The organism is Pseudomonas sp. AC463 (genome assembly GCF_979253585.1).
In genome coordinates this window covers 122,269-144,914 of sequence record NZ_CEEDDZ010000005.1, presented here as the reverse complement: position 1 = coordinate 144,914, position 22,646 = coordinate 122,269, and the positions used below count along the sequence as shown (strand labels likewise).

The following is a 22,646-nucleotide window of genomic DNA, read 5'->3' as shown; positions in this document are numbered from 1 at the left end:
TCCGTCACTGTTCTGAAATGAAAGCGTCAAACGCTTCACACAATTACGCAGTGGCCAGATGACAGTTGCGCGTCAAAACCGGGCTTTGACGGATGAAATTAAATTTAAGAAAGCCCCGTAGAACGGGGCTTTGCGGGGAGTTACAGGTCAGCGCACCAGGTGCAGGAATTGCAGGTGCCGCTCGTACTGGTCGAGGATGTCGTTGATGATCTGCTCCTTGGTGTAGCCGACCAGGTCGTAGTCCTGGCTGCCCTCGCTCAAGTGCACTTCCGCGCGGTAGTAGCGGCGGTTGTTGAGCTGCTTGGAACCCATACCACCCCGGGCAAACGACGGCGTGAAGTAGCCGCGCATCTGTACCTGGTAGACAAACGGATGCTCCTCGCCATGGCCGATTTCCAGGCTGACGCTGTCGTTGGACGGGTCCGGCTGGGTGACCACGTTAAGGCCCTTTTCGACAAACACCGCAGTCACTTCTTCAATCGCCGGGCGCACCGTGGTCTCGAGGAAGCGGTACACCTCATCCCGCGACGGGAAGTGCACAGCCTGACTCAAACGCTGACGCCAACCGCCCGTGCCCTTGCGTGAACCCGACACCGGCGCCAACGAATGCAGTTGCGCAATCTGCTTCTGCGACTCCAGATAGAACGCCTTGTGCAGTCCCCACATCATCAACAGCAAGATCAGCGAGAACGGCAACGAGGTCAGCACCACCGCTGACTTGAGCGAGTCGATACTGCCGGCAAACAGCAACGCGCTGGTGACCAGTGCCGTCATCGCGCCCCAGAACACCCGCAGCCATTTCGGCCCGTCTTCATCGGCGTTGCCGCCTTTGGACGACAAGGTCGACAGCACCACGGTGCCCGAATCCGCCGAAGTGACGAAGAACACGAAGCTTATAAACACGGTGACGGCGATTACCGTCTTGCTCCACGGGTAGGTTTCCAGCAGCAGGTAGAGGCTCATCGACGGATCATCAATGGCCGACTGACCGAGCGCCGTCATCCCGTGGTTGAGCACCTGGTCGATGGCGCTGTTGCCGAAGATCGACATCCACGCCAGGGTGAAGCCCAGCGGGATCAGCAGCACGCCGAACACGAACTCACGGATGGTACGGCCACGGGAAATCCGCGCGATAAACAGGCCCACGAACGGCGACCATGCGATCCACCAGGCCCAGTAGAACACGGTCCAGCCGCCCAACCAGTCGCTCGGTTTGTCGTAGGCGTACACATCGAAACTCTTGGTCGGCAGCGCGCCGAGGTAGTCGCCGATGTTCTGGATCAGGGTGTTGAGCAAGTGCTGGGTAGGCCCGGCAAACAGCACGAACAGCAGCAGCGCACAGGCCAGCAGCATGTTGATGTCGGACATCACCCGCACGCCCTTGTCGACGCCGGCCACGGCGACGAGGATCGCCGCACCCATCATCAGCGTGATCAACCCCACCTGGATCCACTGGGTGTGGGCAATGCCGAACAGGTAGTCGAGGCCGGAGTTGAGGTGCAGCACGCCAAAACCCATGTCGGCGCCCAGGCCGAACACCGTGGCGATAATACCGAAGCCATCCACCGCATAACCGATGGGGCCGTTGATCCGCTTGCCGATCAGCGGGTACAGCGCCGAACGCAGCGCCAGCGGCAGGTTATGCCGGTAGGCGAAATACGCCAGGGCCATGCCGACAAACGCGAACACGCCCCAGCCATGCAGGCCCCAGTGCAGAAACAGGATCTGCATGGCCTGGCGCGCGGCGTCGGCATTCATCGGCGCCCCCTGGGGCGGTTGCACCAGGTGCGTCAGCGGCTCGGACACGCAGAAGAAGAACAACGTGATGCTGATCCCGGCGGCGAACAGCATGCCGGCCCAGGACAGGTAACTGAATTCGGGCTCGTCGTGGTCGGCACCGAGTTTTATCTTGCCGTAGCCCGATAGCGCGGTGACCACCACGAAGACCAGATACAGGGTCATCGCCAGCATGTAGTACCAGCCGACCGTGTTGGCCGCCCAGTTTTGCGCGGCCAGCAGCCAGGCACCGGCCTGTTGCGGGATCGCGATGACCGTGAGGCCAAACAGCAGGATTGCGGTGGCGGCAAAGTAGAAAACCGGCGCATTCATGCGCACTTGGCCGCTGGGTGGGGTGGACGATGCACTCATGAACGATGCACCCCGAGGGTTGGGAATGTGGCTGTAAATAACGGACTCAGCAAAGGTAAGCCTCCTGTTGTGAGCGGGCAGCGAACCACCGGGTTTAACTTGAACGAACATTCAAGTTAAACATGGATAGGCGGTTTTGGACTAATCGCACGGCTGAGTGGTAGGTGATTCCTACACTAGCTCAAGGATGGGTATGACGGGTGGGGGAGGCAAATCGTTCAGCGATTGCGGGTTGAATTTGGAATGCAGTCTAAATGTGGGAGGGGGCTTGCCCCCTCCCACATTGGTTTTGTGCAGGGTCTTTATTTTTGTGCGCCATCCTCAAGCTGCAAGTTCGCCTGGGTGATATTCGCCTCGGCCGGCACGCTACGGGTCAGCCACACGTTGCCGCCGATGGTTGAACCCTTACCGATAGTGATGCGCCCCAGAATCGTCGCCCCGGCATAGATCACCACATCGTCCTCGACAATCGGGTGGCGCGGGTGGCCCTTCTGCAATTGCCCATCTTCATCCGCCGGGAAGCGCTTGGCACCCAAGGTCACCGCCTGGTAGATGCGCACACGCTCGCCGATGATCGCGGTTTCGCCGATCACCACACCGGTCCCATGGTCGATAAAGAAACTCGGCCCGATCTGCGCGCCGGGGTGGATATCGATACCCGTGGCCGAATGCGCGATCTCGGCACTGATCCGCGCCAACAGCGGCAACCCCGCGCGGTACAGGTGGTGTGCCAGGCGATGGTGAATCACCGCGAGAATCCCCGGATAGCACAGCAGCACTTCATCCACACTGCGCGCCGCCGGGTCGCCGTGGTAGGCGGCCAGCACGTCGGTGTCCAGCAGGCTGCGCAGGGACGGCAAGGCCAGGGCGAAATCCTGGATCAGGCGGATGGCGTGGGCGTCGACTTCGCTGTCATCCTGGCCGCCTTGGCGCGCGGCGTAGCGCAGCTCCAGGCGCGCCTGGGCGAGCAGGGCATTCAAGGCGACGTCGAGGGTGTGGCCGACGTAGAAGTCTTCACTTTCTTCACGCAGATCCACCGGCCCCAGGCGCATGGGAAACAGCGCGCCGCACAGCGACTCAAGAATCTGCGCCACCGCCTCGCGCGACGGCAACTCACGGCCGCCATGCTCGCCGCTCAGGCGGCCATTGCGCGTGCGCCACTGGTCCCGGGCACTGCGCAGCTGGCTGACGATGGTCTGTAATTGCCAATGGCTGGAACGCTCACTCACGGTATTCACTCCTGACGTAATGGCCATCACTTTACGGTATCCACCCTGGCCGCCCTTAAGAACCAATGGTGGGATGCTAAGAACCATCCGACATAAGCGATTGGCGGTTGCCCGATGAAAAGTGCCTGCCTATAGTCGGCCCATACTCAATCAACCGTGCGAAACCATGATCAAACAACAGCTCGACCGTTTTAACCGCCTGGAACTGCTGGGCGGCGCCACTGCCCTGGAAAAACTCGAGCGGCTGTCGGCCTGGTTGGGCAGGGATATCTACGTCAAGCGCGACGACACCACGCCACTGGCCATGGGTGGCAACAAGCTGCGCAAGCTCGAATACCTGGCCGCCGATGCCATCGCCCAGGGCGCTGACACGCTCGTGACCGCCGGCGCCATCCAGTCCAACCACGTGCGCCAGACCGCCGCCCTCGCGGCCAAACTCGGCCTGGGCTGTGTGGCCCTGCTGGAAAACCCGACCGGCACGCAAGACCCGAACTACCTGGGCAACGGCAACCGCCTGCTGCTGGAGCTGTTCGACGCCAAGGTGGAGCTGGTGGAGAACCTCGACAATGTCGACGACCAACTCAACGCCCTCGCCGACCGCCTGCGCAGCAACGGCAAGAAACCCTACCTGGTGCCCATCGGCGGCTCGAATGCCCTCGGCGCCCTGGGTTACGTGCGCGCCGGGCTGGAGTTGGCCGCGCAGATCGAAGCCAGCGGCCTCGACTTCGCCGCCGTGGTACTGGCCTCCGGCAGTGCCGGTACTCACAGCGGCCTGGCCCTGGCGTTGAGTGAAGCGCTGCCGAACCTGCCGGTGATTGGCGTGACCGTCTCGCGCACCGATGAAGCCCAGCGCCCGAAGGTGCAGGGCCTGGCCGAACGCACGGCCGAGTTGCTCGGCGTGGAGATTCCCGAAGCGTTCAAGGTGATCCTGTGGGACGAATATTTTGGCCCGCGTTATGGCGAGCCGAACGCCGGGACCTTATCGGCGATTAAACTTCTGGCGAGCCAGGAAGGTCTGTTGCTCGACCCGGTTTATACGGGCAAGGCCATGGCTGGCTTGCTGGATGGCATTGGGCGTCAGCGCTTTGAAGACGGCCCGATCATCTTCCTGCACACCGGCGGGGCGCCGGCATTGTTTGCCTACGACTGCGTATTCAACTGAATAAACCGGGATCACCAGGGATCAGCAGGGGATCTAAATGTGGGAGGGGCGGTGCGACGATTCGACTTGCCCCCTCCCACATTTGACCTCCCCTGATATTCTAAAATTGAATATCAAACATGATTTATATTATTTTCAAGTCTTAGAAAGCGGCTTTATAGTCGCGCCGAAGGCGAAGACGCGCACCGCGCTTTAAGGCAGGATACGACTACTGCGTCACCTGCTTCGCTCAACATAAAAAAACACAGGGGCTCTTCATGACTATTTCCGTATTCCGTCGCACGCTACTCGTTGGTACTTTGGGCTTGGCTCTGTTGGGCCAAGCCGTTGCCGGCGAGCAACTGGGCAACATCAAAAAGGCCGGCGAGATCAAGATCGGCCTTGAAGGCACCTACCCTCCGTTCAGCTTTGTCGATGAAAGCGGCAAGCTCAGCGGCTTCGAGGTTGAGCTGTCCGAAGCGCTGGCCAAAGAGCTGGGCGTGAAGGTCAAGCTGCAAGCCACGCCATGGGACGGCATCCTCGCCGCCCTGGAATCCAAGCGTCTGGACGCGGTGGTCAATCAGGTCACCATCTCCGAAGAGCGTAAAAAGAAATACGATTTCTCCAAGCCCTACACCGTGTCCGGTATCCAGGCGCTGGTGCTGAAGAAGAACGTCGACGCGATCAAGACCGCCGACGACCTGGCCGGCAAGAAAGTCGGTGTGGGCCTGGGCACCAACTACGAACAATGGCTCAAGGACAACCAACCTAAAGCCATCATCAAGACCTATAACGATGACCCAACCAAGTTCCAGGACCTGCGCATCGGCCGCATCGACGCCATCCTGATCGACCGCCTGGCCGCCCTGGAATACGCCAAGAAAGCCCCGGACACCGCTGCTGCCGGCGACGCCTTCTCGCGCCAGGAAGCCGGGATTGCCCTGCGCAAAGGCGAGCCTGAACTGCTCGACGCCGTGAACAAGGCCCTCGACAAACTGCGCGCCGACGGCACCTTGAAGAAGCTGTCCGAGAAGTACTTCAACGCTGACGTCACTCAATAATGGAAGCAGGTTTCCAACTCGCGCTGGACTCCGCGCCCTTTCTGCTCAAGGGCGCGTACTACACGGTGATTCTTAGCCTTGGCGGGATGTTTTTCGGCTTGCTGCTGGGCTTCGGCCTGGCGTTGATGCGCCTGTCGCGCTTCAAGTTGTTGAGCTGGACTGCCCGCGTCTACGTGTCGTTCTTTCGCGGCACGCCCTTGCTGGTACAGCTGTTCTTGATCTACTACGGCTTGCCGCAAGTGGGCATCGAGCTGGATCCGATCCCGGCGGCCATGATCGGCTTTTCGCTGAACATGGCCGCCTACGCCTGTGAAATCCTGCGCGCCGCCATCGCCTCCATCGAGCGCGGCCAGTGGGAAGCGGCGGCCAGTATCGGCATGACCCGCGCGCAGACCCTGCGCCGGGCCATCCTGCCGCAGGCCATGCGCACGGCGTTGCCGCCGCTGGGCAACAGCTTTATTTCGCTGGTCAAGGACACGGCGCTGGCCGCCACCATCCAGGTGCCGGAGCTGTTTCGCCAGGCGCAACTGGTGTCGGCGCGTACCTTTGAAATCTTCACCATGTATCTGTCCGCAGCCCTGATCTACTGGATTTTGGCGAGCATCCTGGCGCATTTGCAAAATCGTCTGGAAGACCGGGTCAACCGGCATGACCTGGAGTCCTGAAGCATGATCGTGGTTGAAAAACTGACCAAACAATTCAACGGTCAGGTGGTGCTCAACGGCATCGACCTTGAGGTCAAGGCTGGCGAAGTCGTGGCCATCATCGGCCCCAGCGGTTCCGGCAAGACCACCTTCCTGCGCTGCCTGAATTTCCTTGAGCAACCCACCAGTGGGCGCATCAAGGTCGGCGACATCGAGATCGACAGCAGCAAACCGATCAACCAGCAGCAAGGCCTGGTGCGGCGCTTGCGCCAGCACGTGGGTTTTGTGTTCCAGAACTTCAACCTGTTCCCCCACCGCACCGCGCTGGAAAACGTCATCGAAGGCCCCACCGTGGTCAAGAAGATGCCCCGCGATGCCGCAGTGGCTCTGGGTCGCAAGTTGCTGGCCAGGGTTGGTCTGGCGGGCAAGGAAGACGCCTACCCACGGCGCCTCTCGGGCGGCCAGCAACAGCGTGTGGCGATCGCCCGCGCCTTGGCCATGGAGCCGGAGGTGATTCTGTTCGACGAACCCACCTCAGCCCTCGACCCGGAGCTGGTGGGCGAAGTACTCGCGACCATTCGCAGCCTCGCCGAAGAAAACCGCACCATGGTCATCGTCACCCACGAAATGAGTTTTGCGCGGGACGTGGCCAACCGGGTGATCTTCTTCGACAAGGGCGTGATCGTGGAGCAAGGCGAAGCCAAGGCGTTGTTCGCCAACCCCAGGGAAGAACGCACCAAGCAGTTCCTGAGCAAATTCCTCGCGCATTAACACTGCTTGATTGTGGCGAGGGAGCAAGCTCCCTCGCCACGATCGGTGTTCCTACAGTAATTCCTCGCCCGTAGCGGTAAAACACCGCGCCGCCACCCTCTGAAAATCCCGCTCCCAGTCAGACCCTTCTGAATCCGCGCCAACCCGCCGTTTAGCCCTTTGCCGCCATTGACGCTCCTTGGCCAACCCTCTTATCTAGCACCCAGAGGATTGGATCCTATCCCGGCTATTCACTGAATCGTTCCTTTCGGCCCCCTTGCGCACCCGCGCCAAAGGCCCGGAACGATTGCTGCTGGCTGCATCAAGGAGATTACTTATGACGCGCATGCTCACCGCCCCGACGCTACCCCAGGCCCTTCGAAATGGCATCAATGCCCTTGCCGCCACCCACCTGCAAGTCGACATCGCGCCCTATCCGGGCATGGATGAGGGCGACCTGATCGAGCTGTTCTGGAACAACTGCTTTGCTGCCTCACGGCGGGTGACCGCCTGCAAAATCGGCCAGCCTACCCACCTGCGAATCCCGGAGAGTTTTGTACTCGATGGCCCGGCGCGGGTTCACTACCAGGTCATGCAGATCGGCCATGGCCCTGCACGCTCGGCCGTGACGCGGGTGCGAGTCAAAACCAACAGCCCGGGCGGCCAGCCTGCCGACCTGCACAGCGACGAAAACCAGAACCTCGCCCCGGTTGGCCTGCCCGAGACCATCCGTCGCCATGGGGTCAACAGCGGTCAGGTACGACGCGGCATTCCGCTGACCATCGAGCCTTACCCGAACATGGCCAGCGGCGATGCCATCACGCTGCGCTGGGGTGATGTGCGCATGGACCTGCCGAAAATCCAGCCCAGGGGAATCGGCCTGGCGGTACAGGTGTGGGTGCCGTCAAAAGTCATCGTTGAAGCCGGCGATGACTGCCGGCTGGAGGTGACGTACTGCATCCTGGACCGCGTCGGCAACAATTCACGTTGGGCGCCGGCCCGCACATTACGCATTGCCGCCTGGGTACCCTGCCGTCGTGCCGAGGCCGCGCAGAGCTACCGGCCACGCCCCCTTGGCTCACCCTGCGAACCTGGGTGACAGACCTTCTATGCATATTCCCAAAAGTTAGTTTATTTAAATATTTAACACGCTTAGGGTATATACACCGGACCACCGGACATTCCTGATTTTTTTGTTTCTATTTCATTGAATGCGAGGTCGGTATGGTCAGAATTACCCCGGTGCACAACGCCAGGGCATTACGTGCAGCCAAGGAGCGGCGCTGATGTCTAACTTGGCTCTAACACCCCCCCAGAGTGATCTGGACGTCGCTCCCCTGCTGTTGCCGGCCGCCGTGCTGCGCAACGATGCAGAGGCGCTTGCCGCCGCCCATGAGCTGGCCCAGGCCGCGCGCCTGCAAGCCGCCAAGCGCGACCAGCAGCGCAAGCTGCCGTGGGCGCAGATCGAACAGTTCACCCGCAGTGGGCTGGGCAGTATTTCCATTCCCCGCGAGTACGGCGGCCCACAGGTGTCGTTTACCACCCTGGCGCAAGTATTCGCGATCATCAGCGCGGCCGACCCCGCACTCGGGCAGATCCCGCAGAACCATTTCGGCATCCTGCACCTGTTGCAGGGCGCCGCCACCGAGCGCCAGAAAAAGCAGCTGTTCCAGAGCGTCCTCGACGGCTGGCGCATCGGCAATGGCGGCCCGGAACGTGGCACCAAAAACACCCTGGAACTCAAGGCGCGTCTCACCGCAGACGGCGACGGCTACGTGATCAGCGGCCAGAAGTTCTACTCCACCGGCGCGCTGTTTGCGCATTGGGTTGCAGTCAAGGCGCTGAACGATGACGGCAAGCAGGTCATGGCGTTTGTGCGCCGAGGCACCCAAGGGCTGCGCATCGTCGATGACTGGTCCGGCTTTGGCCAACGCACCACCGCCAGCGGCACCGTGCTGCTGGAGCGCGTGCCGGTCGACGCCGAGCTGGTGGTCGATAACTGGCGCATCGGCGAAAGCCCGAATATCCAGGGCGCCGTCTCGCAACTGATCCAGGCCGCCATCGACGCCGGCATCGCCCGTGGCGCGCTGGAGGACACCATCGCCTTCGTGCGTGAACGTTCGCGCCCGTGGATCGACGCCAAGGTCGAACGCGCCAGCGATGACCTGTATGTGATCGCCGATATCGGCAAGCTGAAAATCGAACTGCACGCCGCCGAAGCTTTGCTGCGCAAGGCCGGCCAGGTGCTGGACCAGGTCAGCGCCGCGCCGATCACCGCGCAGTCCGCCGCCCGCGCGTCGATTGCGGTGGCCGAGGCCAAGGTGCTCACCACCGAAGTGTCGTTGCTGGTCAGCGAAAAACTCTTCGAACTGGCCGGCAGCCGCGCCACCCTCGCCGAATTCAACCTCGACCGCCACTGGCGCAACGCGCGGGTGCACACCCTGCACGACCCGGTGCGCTGGAAGTATCACGCCATCGGCGCCTATCGACTGAACGGCACCTTGCCGGCTCGCCACTCCTGGATTTAACCGACCAGACCTCTGGAGAACACACATGACTGTCTCTACTCACGTCGCGGTTATCACCAGCGACGAACAAGCCCTTATTGTCGCCAGTGACCTGGCCGAAGACTTTCGCCGCGACAGCGCCCAACGCGACCGCGAGCGCCGCCTGCCCCTGCCCGAACTGGACGTGTTCTCGCGCTCCGGCCTGTGGGGCATCAGCGTGCCCAAGGAGTACGGCGGCGCCGGCGTGTCCAACGTCACCCTGGCAAAGGTCATCGCCCTGATCGCCCAGGCGGATGCGTCGTTGGGCCAGATCCCGCAAAACCATTTCTATGCCCTGGAAGTACTGCGCGTAAATGGCAGCCCGGCGCAGCAGCAACGCCTGTACGCCGAAGTGCTCGCCGGCCAGCGGTTCGGCAACGCCTTGGCGGAACTGGGCACCAAGACCGCCCATGACCGCGTGACGAAAATCACCCGCGATGGCGACGGTTTTCGCATCAGCGGCCGCAAGTTCTACTCCACCGGTGCGATCTACGCCCAGCGCATCCCCACCTCGGTAGTGGACGAACACGGTGTGCAGCAACTGGCGTTCGTGCCCCGGGACAGCGCAGGCCTGGAGGTGATTGACGACTGGAGCGGCTTCGGCCAGCGCACCACCGGCAGCGGTTCGGTGGTGTTCGATAACGTGTGGGTTGCGGCACAGGACGTGATCCCGTTCCAGAGCGCCTTCGAACGCCCGACCACCGTCGGCCCGCTGGCGCAGATCCTTCACGCCGCGATCGACACCGGCATCGCCCGCGCCGCCTTTGAAGATGCGTTGCACTTTGTGCGCACCAAGACCCGCCCGTGGATCGACGCCGGCAGCGACAAGGCCAGCGAGGACCCGCTGACGCTTAAGAGCTTCGGCCACCTGAGCATCCGCCTGCACGCCGCCGAGGCGCTGCTGGACCGCTCGGGCGAATACCTCGACCGCGCCCAGGCCGACAGCAATGCCGAAACGGTTGCCGCCGCCTCCATCGCCGTCGCCGAAGTGCGCGCCCTGAGCACCGAAATTTCCCTGGCCGCCGGCAGCACTTTGTTCGAATTGGCCGGCAGCCAGGCCACCCTGGCCGAGCACGGCCTGGATCGCCACTGGCGCAACGCCCGCGTGCACACCCTGCACGACCCGGTGCGCTGGAAGTATCACGCCGTGGGCAATTACTACCTCAACGATGAAAACCCGCCACTGCGGGGGACCATCTGAATGGCCAAGAAAAAAATCCTGCTCAATGCCTTCAACATGAACTGCATCGGGCACATCAACCACGGCCTGTGGACGCATCCACGGGACACCTCCACCCAATATAAAACCATCGAGTACTGGACCGACCTCGCGCAAACCCTGGAACGCGGGCTGTTTGACGGTCTGTTCATCGCCGATATCGTGGGTGTGTACGACGTCTATCAGAACTCCATCGACGTGCCGCTCAAAGAGTCGATCCAGCTGCCGGTGAATGACCCGTTGCTGCTGGTGTCGGCCATGGCAGCGGTGACCAAAAACCTTGGCTTCGGCCTCACCGCCAACCTCACCTACGAGGCGCCGTATCTGTTCGCCCGGCGCATGTCCACCCTCGACCACCTGAGCCGTGGCCGCGTGGGCTGGAACATCGTCACCGGCTACCTCGACAGCGCCGCCAAGGCCATGGGACTCACCGAGCAGGTCGAGCACGACCGCCGATACGACCAGGCCGACGAGTACCTGGAGGTGCTCTACAAACTCTGGGAAGGCAGCTGGGAAGACGACGCGGTGCGCAACGATCCCCAGGCGCGGGTCTACGCGCAGCCGGGCAAGGTGCACAAGGTCGAGCACCACGGCGAGTTCTACCAGGTGGAGGGTTATCACCTGTGCGAGCCGTCGCCACAGCGCACGCCGGTGCTGTTCCAGGCCGGCAGCTCTGACCGTGGCTTGTTGTTTGCCGGGCGGCATGCCGAGTGCGTGTTCATCAGCGGCCAGAACAAGGCCGCGACCAAGGTGCAAGTGGATAAGGTGCGCGCCAGCGCCGTCGAGGCCGGGCGCAACCCGGATGACATCAAGGTGTTCATGGGCCTCAACGTGATCGTCGGCGCTACCGAGGAGTTGGCCTGGGCCAAGCACGCCGAGTACCTCAGCTACGCCAGCCCCGAAGCCGGCGTCGCGCATTTCTCGGCGTCCACCGCGATTGATTTTGCCGAGTACGAGCTGGACGAACCGATCCAGTACGTGAAGAGCAACGCCATTCAATCAGCCACCAAGAACCTGCAAAACAACGACTGGACCCGGCGCAAATTGCTCGAGCAACACGCCTTGGGCGGGCGCTACATCACCCTGGTCGGCTCGCCCGAGCAGGTGGCCGATGAGCTGGAATCCTGGATCAGCGAAACCGGGTTGGATGGGTTCAACCTGACGCGGATTGTGACGCCGGAGAGCTATGTGGATTTCATCGATCTGGTGGTGCCGGAGCTGCAGCGAAGGGGCTCGTACAAGACCGCGTATGAGCAGGGAACACTGAGGGAAAAAGTCTTCCAGGGCACCGCCCGCCTCCCTGAACAACACACAGGTTCTACCTACCGACACTGATCGAAAAATGTGGGAGGGGGCAAGCCCCCTCCCACATTGGATCTGCATTGTTTGTACTCATAACTTATGACTGGAAATCCACTATGAAAAAGACACTCCTCAATAACCCAGTCAAAGCACTGGCCCTGGCCCTCGGCTTGTTCAGCTCGGTGGCATTCGCCGCCGACGCCCCCCTGAAAATCGGCACCACCGCCGCCTTCGCGATTCCCCTGGAAGCCGCCGTTGAAGAAGCCGGCAAGCAAGGCCTGAAAGTCGAACTGGTGGAATTCACCGACTGGATCGCGCCCAACGTCAGCCTGGCCGCCGGCGATATCGACGTGAACTACTTCCAGCACATCCCCTTCCTGGAAAACGCCAAGGCCGCCGCCGGCTTTGACCTGGTGCCCTACGCGCCGGGCATCATCAATAACGTCGGGCTGTACTCGAAGAAATTCAAAAGCATCAACGACCTGCCCCAAGGCGCCAGCGTGGCGATTGCCAACGACCCGATCAACAGCGGCCGTGGCCTGCAACTGCTGGCCAAGGCGGGCTTGATCACCCTCAAGCCAGGCGTGGGCTACAAGGCCACCGAAGAAGACATCGTCGCCAACCCGAAGAAGATCAAGATCCTGCAAGTGGAAGCCGTGCAACTGGTGCGCGCCTATGACGACGCCGACCTGGTGCAGGGCTACCCGGCGTATATCCGCCTGTCCAAGACCTTCGATGCCGAGTCGGCGCTGCTGTTCGACGGCCTCGACCACCCGGAATACGTGATCCAGTTCGTGATCCAACCCAAGAGCAAAACCGACCCGCGCGTGATCAAGTTCGTCGACATCTACCAGCACTCGCCGGTGGTACGTGCAGCCCTGGATAAATCCCTGGGCAAGCTCTACCAAGTGGGTTGGGACGATAAAAAATGACCGCCGCCCACTCTCAACTGCGCGACCTGGGCACACCGCCCAGGGACGCCGAGCAGACAGAACTGCATCCGGACCTGAACCACGCCCATGTGCGTTTCATCAACCTGGGCAAAACCTATGACGGCACGGTGCACGCCCTGCAGGGCATCGACCTGGCGATCCAGCGCGGCGAGGTGTTCGGCATCATTGGCCGCAGCGGCGCCGGCAAGTCGTCGCTGATCCGCACCATCAACCGCCTGGAGCAACCCAGCAGCGGGCGCGTGTTGATCGACCAGGTGGACATCGGCGACTTCGACGAAGACCACCTGGTGCAACTGCGCCGGCGCATCGGCATGATCTTCCAGCATTTCAACCTGATGTCGGCCAAGACCGTGTGGCAGAACGTCGAGTTGCCGCTCAAAGTCGCCGGCGTGCCCAAGCTGCAACGCGAGCAGAAGGTGCGCGAGTTGCTGGAACTGGTGGGCTTGCAGGACAAGCACAAGGCTTACCCGGCGCAGCTCTCCGGCGGGCAGAAACAGCGCGTGGGAATCGCCCGCTCGCTGGTGCATGACCCGCAGATCCTGCTGTGCGACGAAGCCACCTCGGCGCTGGACCCGGAGACCACCCAGTCGATCCTCGGCCTGCTGCGCGAGATCAACCGACGCCTGGGCCTGACCATCGTGTTGATCACCCATGAAATGGCGGTGATCCGCGAAATCTGCGACCGCGTGGTGGTGCTCGAGCACGGGCGTATCGTCGAGCAGGGCCCGGTGTGGCAAGTGTTCGGCAACCCGCAGCATGAGGTCAGCAAGACGCTTTTGGCGCCACTTCAACATGGCCTGCCGGAAGAACTGCAAAGCCGTCTGCAACTCACCCAGGCTTCGCCGGACGCAGCACTGGTACTGCGCCTGCAGTTCACCGGCGGCGCCAGCGATGAACCCGACCTGGCGGCGCTGTTCGCCGCCCTCGGCGGGCGCGTGCGCTTGCTGCAAGGCGGCGTGGAACGCATCCAGGGCCACGCCTTGGGGCAATTGCTGCTGGCGGTGAATGGCTCGCCCCATAACGCCGAAGAACTGCGCAACCGCGCCGCCCATTGGGCGCAACAGGTAGAGGTGCTGGGCTATGTGGTTTGATCGTTTACTGCAAGGCGCCATCGACACCTTGTTGATGGTCGGCGTGTCGTCGCTGATCGCGTTGCTGGTGGGGATTCCGCTGGCGGTGTTCCTGGTCACCAGCGATAAGGGCGGCATCTACCAGGCGCCGGCGCTGAACCGGGTACTGGGGGCGTTCGTGAACCTGTTCCGCTCGATTCCGTTTTTGATTCTGATGGTGGCGCTGATCCCGTTCACCCGCCTGATCGTCGGCACCACCTATGGCGTGTGGGCGGCGGTGGTGCCGCTGACCATCGCCGCCACGCCGTTCTTTGCGCGCATCGCCGAAGTCAGTTTGCGTGAGGTCGACCATGGTTTGATCGAAGCCGCGCAAGCCATGGGTTGCCGGCGTTGGCACATCATCTGGCATGTGCTGTTGCCGGAAGCGCTGCCGGGGATTGTCGGCGGGTTTACCATCACCCTGGTGACCATGATCAACTCGTCGGCCATGGCCGGGGCGATTGGTGCAGGCGGCCTTGGCGACATTGCCTATCGCTATGGTTACCAGCGTTTTGATACGCAGATCATGCTCACGGTAATTGTGCTGCTGGTGATTCTGGTGGCGGTGATCCAGTTGGGTGGCGATCGGTTGGCGCGGGTGCTCAATAAGCGCTGAGTGGCTTGAACGTGCAGCACCGGCCTCGGTGGTGCACCACTCGTCGCCACTGTCAATTCTGACAGTAGATTCGGCGACTGCCCGGGGCGTTTGATGGGTTGGCCCGTCGCGCGGCTATCGCGCGCCCCAACCCATCAAGGTGATGGCTATGTCCACTGTGCCTGGTTCTTTCGACCTTCTTACTGACGCCCCCTTTTCAGCCTTCCCCCACGTCCCGTTCCGTGCCGCCAACAACCCGGCGCAGAGTCTTACTCTCTACCCTGAAACGGCGGTCCTGGGCCTGGGGCAACGCCAGGTATTGCCGCAAACCAGAATAACCATTCAGTCCTGGTTCGCACGCGGTTTAAACGACTTTTATGCCATCTACATTCAACCGCCGAATGCACAGACCCTGGGTCAGCCGGCGGCCTCGAACATCGTCAGTGCCATCGCTAACAGTTACGATTTGAATATCCCCGGGACCACGTTGCCGGACGGCGAATACTCGATGTTCGCCCGGGTCGTGCGGGCCGGCAGCCAGCAGGAAAGTCGCTCGGACCCTCAGATAATCCTGATCAAGACCTCCCTCCCTGGCGGCATCGATCGCCAACTCGGGGATACCTGGCTCAGTGGGCTGACCATGCGTGTTGAAGGGCTGCCGGAAAATTCGGTGATTGACGCAAACGTTGCCGCAAGCGGGATGACGTGCCTGATCGACAAATATGAAAATATCCGCAAGAACGACAGAATTGCAGTCTCCGTGGGCGGGGTATTCGTCAACTACACCGTCAGTCCAACTGATGCTGCCGGGCCTGGGCCAATCCGCATACCCGTTCCGCCGCCCACCTTCAGCGCCGCCAACAACTTCAGCCAATCCGGCCCGGTGGAAGTGTCGTTCAAGGTCATTGATGTGGTGGAAAACGTTTCCGGGGGAATCGGGGCGAAATACCAGTTTTCCCGGCCCTATATTCTCAATAGTGAGTTGGACCCGAACCTGATCGATTACCCAGAGTTCCAAGCGAACGGCATAGCGGCACCTGTAGTGGATCTGGAAACCCAAGGCCAGGCGGTTTTCACCATACAGGCCATATTGCCGCGCAGGACTCCGGCGCCTGCTGCACCCGACCTGGTCGTTGGAATACTCACGATTACCAACCCGGACGGCACAACCCGTACCGTACGCTTGCCGGCGGTCAGCACTGCTAGCCAGCGCATCGTTTCGATCCCTGTCAGCAACGCCCAGATCATGTCACTGGCGGACAGCTCGTTCCGCGTGTCGTTCGAACGGCAAACCTCCGCCGGGGTGTTTTTGGCACGGTCGGGCAGCTACCCGGTCCGGGTGGTAGGCGCACAGCCACTTGTAAGGGACTTTACCGCCTTCAACGATTACTCCTTTAACGGCTGGGTACCGGGCCCTAACGTTGACTCCAGGGACCTGAGGTACATAGTCCAGGAAGGCGTCCTGGGTTTATTCAACAATACCTTTACCAATAATTCTGGTGGCACCGTACTGAAGAAAACATTTACCAACCTGCAAATAGGTGCACGGTACGCTTTCAGCGCGCAAGTCGGCAGGTGGATCGGCCAGCACGACTTCCCCATTGTTTCCCTGGCGACCAACCAAGGCCCAATCACACCGCCTGTAACCATTACCACCATGTTTCCAGGTTTTGTAACCCTTCGCGGGGAATTTACGGCCAATACTCGGGCAGTTGACTGCATGTTTGTCAGCAACCTGGCGTCAGGCGTCGGCAACGATTACAGGATGGCGAACTTTGAAGTTGTCCGCCTGTAGTGTTTGAAAGCGCCTCAACGTCAATACGTTAAAAGCGGAACAGCCCCCTGGCTGTTCCGCTTTTTTATCGCTGGCGTATAGTCAGCCACTCTTCCATGACGTTGAAACTCCAGCCATGAAACTGCCTCCAGACGCCCTCGAACAGATCACCGCCACCACCCTGGGCCATTACAACAAGGTGGCCGAAGACTTCCGTGAAGGCACCCGCGACCACGATGTAAGCCAGAATATCGATGCGCTGTTGCGCCATATCCAGGGCTCGGCGCCGTTTACCGTGCTGGATTTCGGCTGCGGGCCGGGCCGCGACTTGCAAACGTTTACCCGCATGGGCCACATCGCCGTGGGGCTGGACGGCTCCGAGCGGTTTGCGCAGATGGCGCGCGAAGACAGTGGTTGTGAGGTGCTGCACCAGGACTTTTTAAAGCTGGATCTGCCAGTGGAGCGTTTCGACGGGATCTTTGCCAACGCGGTGCTTTTTCATATACCCAAGCAGGAACTGCCACGTGTGCTCAAGCAACTGCATGGGGCTCTGAAGCCTGGCGGTGTGTTGTTCAGCTCCAACCCAAGGGGTGAAAACCAGGAAGGCTGGAATGGGCCGCGATATGGCTCGTACCATGACCTTGAGGCATGGCAAACGCTGCTGACAACGGCAGGGTTTGTGGAGCTGGAGCATTACTACCGCCCCCCCGGCTTGCCTCAGGCTCAACAACCTTGGCTGGCCAGCGTATGGCGCAAAATCTAGAGGCCACACACTCCAAATGTGGGAGGGGGCTTGCCCCCGATGGCAGTGTGTCAGTCAAAGATTTATCAACTGATACACCCTCATCGGGGGCAAGCCCCCTCCCACATTTTTGACCTCACTCTGACTGTTGGTCCTGCTTGGGTTCGCGGATTTTGTACCAGGCCACATACAGCGCCGGCAGGAACAACAGTGTCAGCAACGTGGCGATGATGATCCCGCCAATCATCGCGTACGCCATCGGCCCCCAGAACACTTCCCGCGCAATCGGGATCATGCCCAGGCTCGCCGCTGCAGCCGTCAGCAGGATCGGCCGGCGCCGGTGCTCGGTGGCTTCCACCACGGCATCCCACGGCGTGTAGCCGTCGCGTTCGTAGGCGTCGATCTGCGTCACCAGGATGACCGAGTTGCGGATGATGATGCCGATCAGCGCCAGGATCCCGAGGATCGCCACAAAGCCCATGGGCGTGCCCGTGGGGATCAGCGCCAGCACCACGCCGATCAGCCCCAGCGGCGCCACGCTGGCCACCAGGAACATCTTCTGCACGCTGTGCAGCTGGATCATCAGGAAGGTCGCCATCAAGAACAGCATCAGCGGCACCACGCTGGCAATCGGGCCCTGGGCCTTGCCGCTTTCTTCGACGGTGCCGCCGGTGGCGACCTTGTAGCCCACCGGCAGGCCGGCGCTGAACTTGTCGATCTCGGGTTTGAGCTGCTTGACCAGATCGGTCGGCTGCATCTCATCGCGCACCGAGGCCTTAATCGTAATGGTCGGCTTGCGGTCACGGCGCCACACCAGCGGCTGCTCCAGCTCGTAGCGCACGGTGGCGAAGGCCAGCAGCGGAATCGAGGTGCCATTGGGCGTGACGATCTGCAGATTCTGCAAGGTTTCCGGGGTACCGCGCTCGGCGTCCTCGGCGCGGCCGACGACGTTGATCAGGTAGATATCGTCGTGCACTTGGGTCACCGACGAGCCACTGACCACGCTGTTCATCAACTGCGCCACGTCCTCGGACGACAGCCCCAACTGCCGCGCCTTGTCCTGGGCGATGTCCACACGCAGCACTTTGCCCGGCTCGTTCCAGTCGTAGATGATCTCGCCAAGGTGGCTGTTCTGGTCGAGCAAGGTCGCCAGTTCGATGGCGTGTTTGCGCACCTGGTCGGTGTCTTTGCCGGACACGCGATACTGGATCGGCCGCCCTACCGGCGGGCCCATCTCCAGCGGCTGCACAAAGCTGCCGATGCCGACGAAGTCATCGCGCAGGCGTTTTTGCAGGCGTGCGATCAAGGCGCCGCGTTCTTCCAGGCCTTTGCTGACGATCACCAACTGCGCGTAGTAGGGGTTTTCCAGTTGCTGGTCCAGCGGCAGGTAGAAACGGATCGCGCCCTGGCCAATATAGGTGCTCCAACGCGCGATGTCCGGGTCGTCCTTGATGATCGCTTCGAGGCGGTCGACGGCCTTGCGCGTCTCGTTGATCGAGGCGTTTTGCGGCAGGTTGAGGTCGACGAGGATTTCCGGGCGGTCCGACGACGGGAAAAACTGGTTCTGCACAAACTGCATGGAAAACACCGACGCCACAAACAGCCCCACGGTGATGCCGATGGCCCACCAGCGGTTGCGCATCGCCCAGAGCATGCCGCGGTTGAAGCCACGGCCGATGCGGCCCGGCTCGGCATTGTGCGGTTTTACGTTGGCACTGAGGATATGCACGCCAATCACCGGCGCAAACAGCACCGCCACCACCCACGACACCAGCATCGCCACGGCGATCACCGCAAACAGGGTAAAGGTGTACTCGCCCGCCGAGCTGGCGTTGAGGCCAATCGGCACAAACCCGGCGACGGTCACCAGGGTGCCGGTGAGCATTGGGAACGCCGTGGAGGTGTAGGCGTAGGTCGCCGCCTGTTGCTTGGTTTCGCCTTTTTCCAGGCGCGTGATCATCATCTCCACGGTGATCATCGCGTCATCCACCAACAGGCCGAGGGCGATGATCAAGGCGCCCAACGACACACGCTGCATGGTGATGCCGCTGTATTCCATGAACACGAACACCAGCGCCAGTACCAACGGAATCGAACACGCCACCACCAGCCCGGCGCGCATGCCGAGGCTGATAAAGCTCACCACCAGCACGATAATCACCGCTTCGAACAACGCGCTGGTAAAGCCGCCGACGGCTTCTTCCACCACTTCGGCCTGGTCGGACACCTTGTGCACGCCGACGCCCACCGGCAGGTCGGCGGTCAGCTCATCCATGCGTGTGTGCAGGGCCTTGCCGAACGACTGGATATTGCCGCCCTTCTGCATGGCAATCGCCAGGCCAATCGCCGGCTTGCCGTTGAAACGAAACATCGGCCGCGCCGGATCGACGTAACCACGGCTGATCTCGGCGATGTCCGCCAGGCGATAGAAGCGGTCATTGAGGCGCAGGTTGACGTCTGCCAGGTCCTTCTCCGAGGCGAATTGCCCCGAGGTGCGCACCGAAATCCGCTCCGGCCCGGCCTCGATCACCCCGGCAGGCGTCACCGCGTTTTGCGATTGCAGGCTCTGCACGACCTGGCGCTGATCCACCCCCAGCGCCGCGAGTTTGCGCGTGGAGAAATTCAGGTAAATCACTTCATCCTGCTGGCCGATCATCTCGACCTTGCCCAGCCCCGGCACCGCACGGATCTCGGCGCGCACCTGCTCCACGTAGTCGCGCAACTGGCGCATCGACAGGCCGTCGCCGGTAAAGGCGTAGACCGAGCCGAACACATCACCGAACTCGTCGTTGAACGACGGCCCCTGCAAGCCCTGGGGGAAGCTGCCGCGAATGTCGTCGATCTTCTTGCGGACCTGGTACCAGATCTCCGGGATGGCCTTGGCGCTGGTAGTGTCCTTGAGGAACACGAACACCGTGGATTCTCCTGGCCGCGTGTAGCTTTTCACGTAGTCGAGGGAGTCGAGTTCTTCGAGTTTTTTCTCGATGCGGTCGGTGACCTGCTTGAGCGTTTCTTCCTGGGTCGCACCCGGCCAGCGGGTCTGGATCACCATGGTCTTGATGGTGAACGAGGGGTCCTCCTCGCGGCCCAGGTTCATGTACGAGAACACGCCCATCAGCAGCGCGACGAACATCAGGTACCACACGAAGGACTGATGCTTGAGGGCCCAGTCGGATAAGTTGAAGCTCCCTTTCATCGCGGGCTGTCCTCGTCGATTTTGACTTTTTGCCCGGGTTTCAGGCTGTTCACGCCGGCGGTGACGATGCGCTCGCCGGGTTTGACGCCACCGTTGAGCACGGCGCTGCCGGCGTCGCGGCTGATGACCGTAACGTCACGCGGCTGCACGGTCTGGCTTTGGGTGTCGAGGATCCAGATGCGAGTCTTGCCGTCGGCCTCCTGCAAGGCGCTCAAGGGCAGTTCGATGCGCGGCGCGATGGCGGTGCTCAAGGTCACGCTGATCGCCGTGCCGAGGCGAAATGCGGGCGGGGTCTCGGCCAGGGTCAGGCGTGCACGACGGGTGCGCGTGGCGCTTTGAGCCTGGGGTTCGATCTCGCGCACGATGGCGGTGGTGTGCACGCTCGGGTCGAGTTGCCCGGCGACGAGGAATACCACGTCTGCCGGCAAGCGCTCGGCGAGGCCGGCGGGCAGGTCGATCACGGCTTCCTTGATGTCCGGGCGCGCCAGGGTCACCACTTGCTGACCGGCGCTGACCACCTGGCCGGCCTCGGCGTTCCAGGCGGTGACGATACCGGCGTGGTCGGTGCGCAGTTCGGCGTAGTTGAGCTGGTCCTTGGCCTGGTTGACCGAAGCCTGGGCCTGGTCGAGGGAGGCCTGGGTGGTTTTCAGGTCGGTCTGGGCGATATCCAACTGGGCCTGGGCGCCGACGCCACGGTTGAATAGCTCCTGCTGACGGCGAGCGTTGGCTTGGGCGTTGATGAACTGCGCCTGCACACGGGCCAGGTCGCCTTGGGCGGCGCGCAACTGGTTTTGCTGGTCGGTGGGGTCGAGTACAGCGAGCAAGGCGCCCTTCTCCACTTCGGCGCCCACGTCCACGGCGCGACGGGCGATGCGCCCGGGCACACGGAAACCCAGGTTGCTTTCATAGCGCGCCTGGATGGTGCCGGCGAAGCGGCCAAGGTTTTCCTGGTCTTCGGCTTTGACTTCCATGGACAGCACCGGGCGTACCGGCTCGGGCGGCGGGTCTTCTTTGGAGCAGGCTGCCAGCCACAGGCTGGCGGCGAGTATGAGCGTCAGGCGCTTCATGGCTGCGCTCCCTGCTGGGCGATCTCGACCAGCATGCCGGGGTGCAGCAATTGCCCTCCGGCCACCACGACTTTTTCGCCGCCTTTAAGCCCGTCGCCAATAATGACTTTGCCGGTGAGGTAACGCGCAACGCTGACCTTGTGCAACTGCGCCTTGCCGTCGCCGTCGATCAACCACACGGCGGGTTCGCTGAGGTCTTTGGTCAGCGCCGACCAGGGCAACTCGATGCTGGCCTTGGCCGGGCCATTGGCGGTGGCGCTCACCACCGAACCCAACTGCATGCCTTTGGGCAGGCTTTGCAGGGCGATCTTCACTTGCACGGTGCCGGTGTTGGCGGCCACGGCGGGCGTGACTTCGCGCACTTTGCCCACCGCCTTGATGCTCGGGTTATCCAGCAGGCTCACGGTGATCGGCGCTTCCGGCGGCGGCTCTACCAGCAGCGACTCATACACGTTGAACACCGCATCGCGCTCGCCATCGGTGGCCAGGCTGAAAATCGGCACGGTGGCCTGCACCACCTGGCCGACCTCGGCCTGGCGCGCGGTTATTACGCCGGGCGCGTCGGCGATCAATGCGGTGTAGCCGAGTTGTTCGCGGGCGTTGGCCAACTGCGCCTGGGCGGCAGCCAGGGCGCTTTGGCTGCTGCGCAGCGCGGCCTGGGCGGAGTCGTATTCGCTGCGGCTGGTGTAGCCCTTGGGCAGGAGTTTTTCCTGGCGCACGAAAGCGGCGGCAGTCTGCTTGACCCGCGCCTGCTCGGCCACGACCTGGGCCTGGGCGGAATCGACGTTGGTCTGCAAATCCTTGGGGTCGAGCTTGGCCAGCACTTGCTTGGCCGTGACCCGGTCACCCACATCGACCATGCGCTGGATGATCTTGCCGCCCACGCGGAAGGACAAATCGGTTTGCACACGGGCCTGGATATCCCCGGTGAGGGTCACCGCCGCAGCGAAATCCGCCGGCTGCACGGTTTGCACAAACACCCGGGAATGTTGCTTGGGCTCGGCGTTTTCCTCGCCGCAGCCGCTCAACAACGCGACCAGGCCAAGGCCGAAAATACAGGTGGAAATACGACCGCCCATGCAGGCTCCTTTTGCGTGATGCCGACTTGCCAGTGTGTATGCGACTGTGAGCTTAGTTCAGGGTTCCTTATCTGCATGGAGGCTCCCATAC

18 protein-coding genes are annotated in these 22,646 nt (G+C 62.0%); 13 read left to right on the top strand and 5 right to left on the bottom strand.

The window, feature by feature from the left end:
- Positions 1-147 precede the first annotated feature (147 nt).
- Together betT and epsC are read right to left on the bottom strand one after the other, a co-directional pair.
- A complete protein-coding gene (gene betT / locus AC0IYH_RS07940; protein ID WP_163821543.1) occupies positions 148-2,109 on the bottom strand; it encodes a choline transporter BetT in 1,962 nt (653 codons plus the stop codon).
- A gap of 341 nt (positions 2,110-2,450) precedes the next feature.
- Entirely contained in the window at positions 2,451-3,377 is a 927-nt protein-coding gene (gene epsC, locus AC0IYH_RS07935; protein ID WP_122774945.1) for a serine O-acetyltransferase EpsC, read from the bottom strand.
- Positions 3,378-3,543: 166 nt separating this feature from the next.
- On the opposite strand from epsC, the gene AC0IYH_RS07930 reads away from it, so the two are divergent.
- From AC0IYH_RS07930 to AC0IYH_RS07870, 13 genes are all read left to right on the top strand, one after another.
- The gene (locus AC0IYH_RS07930) at positions 3,544-4,539 is read left to right on the top strand and encodes a D-cysteine desulfhydrase (protein WP_471833744.1); all 996 of its coding nucleotides are present in this window, start codon (positions 3,544-3,546) and stop codon (positions 4,537-4,539) included.
- A 257-nt stretch (positions 4,540-4,796) separates the two neighbouring features.
- Complete coding sequence (tcyJ, locus tag AC0IYH_RS07925) at positions 4,797-5,579, top strand: cystine ABC transporter substrate-binding protein (protein WP_471833742.1); 783 nt, start codon at positions 4,797-4,799, stop codon at positions 5,577-5,579.
- Positions 5,579-6,244, top strand: coding sequence for a cystine ABC transporter permease (gene tcyL / locus AC0IYH_RS07920; RefSeq protein ID WP_003187646.1), 666 nt, complete (start codon positions 5,579-5,581; stop codon positions 6,242-6,244). Before tcyJ ends, tcyL begins: the two co-directional genes overlap by 1 nt.
- Before the next feature lie 3 nt (positions 6,245-6,247).
- A complete protein-coding gene (gene tcyN / locus AC0IYH_RS07915; RefSeq protein WP_116627586.1) occupies positions 6,248-6,994 on the top strand; it encodes an L-cystine ABC transporter ATP-binding protein TcyN in 747 nt (248 codons plus the stop codon).
- Between the two features lie 316 nt (positions 6,995-7,310).
- The gene (locus tag AC0IYH_RS07910; protein WP_116627587.1) at positions 7,311-8,072 is read left to right on the top strand and encodes a hypothetical protein; all 762 of its coding nucleotides are present in this window, start codon (positions 7,311-7,313) and stop codon (positions 8,070-8,072) included.
- A gap of 187 nt (positions 8,073-8,259) precedes the next feature.
- Positions 8,260-9,501 carry an SfnB family sulfur acquisition oxidoreductase gene (locus AC0IYH_RS07905; RefSeq protein WP_116627588.1) on the top strand — a complete coding sequence of 414 codons (1,242 nt, stop codon included), beginning with the start codon at positions 8,260-8,262 and terminating at the stop codon, positions 9,499-9,501.
- Between the two features lie 25 nt (positions 9,502-9,526).
- A complete protein-coding gene (locus AC0IYH_RS07900) occupies positions 9,527-10,720 on the top strand; it encodes an SfnB family sulfur acquisition oxidoreductase (protein ID WP_471833739.1) in 1,194 nt (397 codons plus the stop codon).
- Positions 10,721-12,073, top strand: coding sequence for an LLM class flavin-dependent oxidoreductase (locus AC0IYH_RS07895; RefSeq protein ID WP_471833737.1), 1,353 nt, complete (start codon positions 10,721-10,723; stop codon positions 12,071-12,073).
- Positions 12,074-12,156: 83 nt separating this feature from the next.
- Positions 12,157-12,972: a MetQ/NlpA family ABC transporter substrate-binding protein gene (locus tag AC0IYH_RS07890; RefSeq protein WP_116627591.1), complete on the top strand. Its 816-nt coding sequence runs from the start codon at positions 12,157-12,159 to the stop codon at positions 12,970-12,972.
- Positions 12,969-14,084: a methionine ABC transporter ATP-binding protein gene (locus tag AC0IYH_RS07885; protein ID WP_471833735.1), complete on the top strand. Its 1,116-nt coding sequence runs from the start codon at positions 12,969-12,971 to the stop codon at positions 14,082-14,084. Before AC0IYH_RS07890 ends, AC0IYH_RS07885 begins: the two co-directional genes overlap by 4 nt.
- Positions 14,074-14,718 (top strand): methionine ABC transporter permease, encoded by a 645-nt coding sequence (locus tag AC0IYH_RS07880; RefSeq protein WP_071482532.1) that lies wholly within the window; start codon positions 14,074-14,076, stop codon positions 14,716-14,718. The genes AC0IYH_RS07885 and AC0IYH_RS07880 overlap by 11 nt, the downstream gene beginning before the upstream one ends.
- Positions 14,719-14,866: 148 nt before the next feature.
- Positions 14,867-16,492 (top strand): hypothetical protein, encoded by a 1,626-nt coding sequence (locus AC0IYH_RS07875; RefSeq protein ID WP_471833733.1) that lies wholly within the window; start codon positions 14,867-14,869, stop codon positions 16,490-16,492.
- 115 nt (positions 16,493-16,607) lie between these two features.
- The gene (locus AC0IYH_RS07870; RefSeq protein WP_471833731.1) at positions 16,608-17,234 is read left to right on the top strand and encodes a class I SAM-dependent methyltransferase; all 627 of its coding nucleotides are present in this window, start codon (positions 16,608-16,610) and stop codon (positions 17,232-17,234) included.
- 115 nt (positions 17,235-17,349) lie between these two features.
- On the opposite strand, the gene AC0IYH_RS07865 is transcribed toward AC0IYH_RS07870, so the two are convergent.
- The 3 genes from AC0IYH_RS07865 to AC0IYH_RS07855 are packed head-to-tail and all read right to left on the bottom strand — an operon-like array spanning position 17,350 to position 22,555.
- Positions 17,350-20,409 carry an efflux RND transporter permease subunit gene (locus AC0IYH_RS07865; RefSeq protein ID WP_116627597.1) on the bottom strand — a complete coding sequence of 1,020 codons (3,060 nt, stop codon included), beginning with the start codon at positions 20,407-20,409 and terminating at the stop codon, positions 17,350-17,352.
- Positions 20,406-21,476, bottom strand: coding sequence for an efflux RND transporter periplasmic adaptor subunit (locus AC0IYH_RS07860; protein ID WP_471833728.1), 1,071 nt, complete (start codon positions 21,474-21,476; stop codon positions 20,406-20,408). Before AC0IYH_RS07860 ends, AC0IYH_RS07865 begins: the two co-directional genes overlap by 4 nt.
- The gene (locus AC0IYH_RS07855) at positions 21,473-22,555 is read right to left on the bottom strand and encodes an efflux RND transporter periplasmic adaptor subunit (RefSeq protein WP_116627599.1); all 1,083 of its coding nucleotides are present in this window, start codon (positions 22,553-22,555) and stop codon (positions 21,473-21,475) included. The genes AC0IYH_RS07860 and AC0IYH_RS07855 overlap by 4 nt, the downstream gene beginning before the upstream one ends.
- Positions 22,556-22,646: the final 91 nt, after the last annotated feature.

Coding starts and splice junctions, on each gene's coding strand:
- AC0IYH_RS07895 (WP_471833737.1), top strand. CDS start 10,721: ATGGCCAAGAAAAAAATCCTGCTCAATGCCTTCAACATGAACTGCATC.
- betT (WP_163821543.1), bottom strand. CDS start 2,109: ATGAATGCGCCGGTTTTCTACTTTGCCGCCACCGCAATCCTGCTGTTT.
- AC0IYH_RS07900 (WP_471833739.1), top strand. CDS start 9,527: ATGACTGTCTCTACTCACGTCGCGGTTATCACCAGCGACGAACAAGCC.
- tcyL (WP_003187646.1), top strand. CDS start 5,579: ATGGAAGCAGGTTTCCAACTCGCGCTGGACTCCGCGCCCTTTCTGCTC.
- tcyN (WP_116627586.1), top strand. CDS start 6,248: ATGATCGTGGTTGAAAAACTGACCAAACAATTCAACGGTCAGGTGGTG.
- AC0IYH_RS07930 (WP_471833744.1), top strand. CDS start 3,544: ATGATCAAACAACAGCTCGACCGTTTTAACCGCCTGGAACTGCTGGGC.
- AC0IYH_RS07910 (WP_116627587.1), top strand. CDS start 7,311: ATGACGCGCATGCTCACCGCCCCGACGCTACCCCAGGCCCTTCGAAAT.
- AC0IYH_RS07875 (WP_471833733.1), top strand. CDS start 14,867: ATGTCCACTGTGCCTGGTTCTTTCGACCTTCTTACTGACGCCCCCTTT.
- AC0IYH_RS07860 (WP_471833728.1), bottom strand. CDS start 21,476: ATGAAGCGCCTGACGCTCATACTCGCCGCCAGCCTGTGGCTGGCAGCC.
- AC0IYH_RS07880 (WP_071482532.1), top strand. CDS start 14,074: ATGTGGTTTGATCGTTTACTGCAAGGCGCCATCGACACCTTGTTGATG.
- AC0IYH_RS07885 (WP_471833735.1), top strand. CDS start 12,969: ATGACCGCCGCCCACTCTCAACTGCGCGACCTGGGCACACCGCCCAGG.
- AC0IYH_RS07865 (WP_116627597.1), bottom strand. CDS start 20,409: ATGAAAGGGAGCTTCAACTTATCCGACTGGGCCCTCAAGCATCAGTCC.
- AC0IYH_RS07890 (WP_116627591.1), top strand. CDS start 12,157: ATGAAAAAGACACTCCTCAATAACCCAGTCAAAGCACTGGCCCTGGCC.
- AC0IYH_RS07870 (WP_471833731.1), top strand. CDS start 16,608: ATGAAACTGCCTCCAGACGCCCTCGAACAGATCACCGCCACCACCCTG.
- AC0IYH_RS07855 (WP_116627599.1), bottom strand. CDS start 22,555: ATGGGCGGTCGTATTTCCACCTGTATTTTCGGCCTTGGCCTGGTCGCG.
- tcyJ (WP_471833742.1), top strand. CDS start 4,797: ATGACTATTTCCGTATTCCGTCGCACGCTACTCGTTGGTACTTTGGGC.
- AC0IYH_RS07905 (WP_116627588.1), top strand. CDS start 8,260: ATGTCTAACTTGGCTCTAACACCCCCCCAGAGTGATCTGGACGTCGCT.